This is a genomic window from Oleiphilus sp. HI0086, from assembly GCF_001635225.1.
Genome location: NZ_LWFZ01000170.1, coordinates 1 through 680, shown reverse-complemented (window position 1 = coordinate 680; position 680 = coordinate 1). Strand labels below are relative to the sequence as shown.

The window sequence follows — 680 nt, the reverse complement described above, 5'->3', positions numbered from 1 at the left end:
CCAGTCAAAGAACGCATAGCTAGACGCTCTTTAGCGTAAGTTAGCGCACCCTGGAAAGAACCTTCAGCAGCAGCAAGACCTTGAATAGAAGTACCGATACGTGCAACGTTCATGAATGTGAACATGCAGTTTAGACCCTTGTTTTCTGGGCCAATCAACCAACCTTTTGATGCATCAAAGTTCATCACACAAGTTGCGTTACCATGGATACCCATTTTGTGCTCGATAGAACCACAGGTAACGTTGTTTTTCTCGCCTGGATTACCGTCTGCATCTGGCAACAACTTAGGTACGATAAACAGAGAAATACCCTTAGTACCTTCTGGTGCGCCAGGAAGACGTGCTAGAACAATGTGAACGATGTTATCAACCATATCGTGCTCACCGGCAGAGATGAAGATCTTCGTACCCGTGATGTTGTAGCTACCATCAGCATTTGGCTCAGCCTTAGTAGTCAAAATACCTAGGTCAGAACCACACTGAGGCTCTGTTAAACACATGGTACCCGTCCACTCACCGCTGATCAGCTTAGTTAGATAAGTTTCCTGCTGCTCAGGCGTACCATGCTCTTGAATTGTCGCACGTGCACCGTGGCTTAGGCCTGGATACATACCCCAAGACCAGTTAGCAGTACCAATCATTTCACTCAAAGCGATGTTGATGGACTCAGGTAGACCTTG

The 680-nt window shown here is 46.8% G+C and carries 1 protein-coding gene; it reads right to left on the bottom strand.

The features are described 5' to 3' along the window. A partial coding sequence (locus A3756_RS02425) for an acyl-CoA dehydrogenase family protein (RefSeq protein WP_197481114.1) occupies positions 1 to 680 on the bottom strand: 680 nt, incomplete at both ends.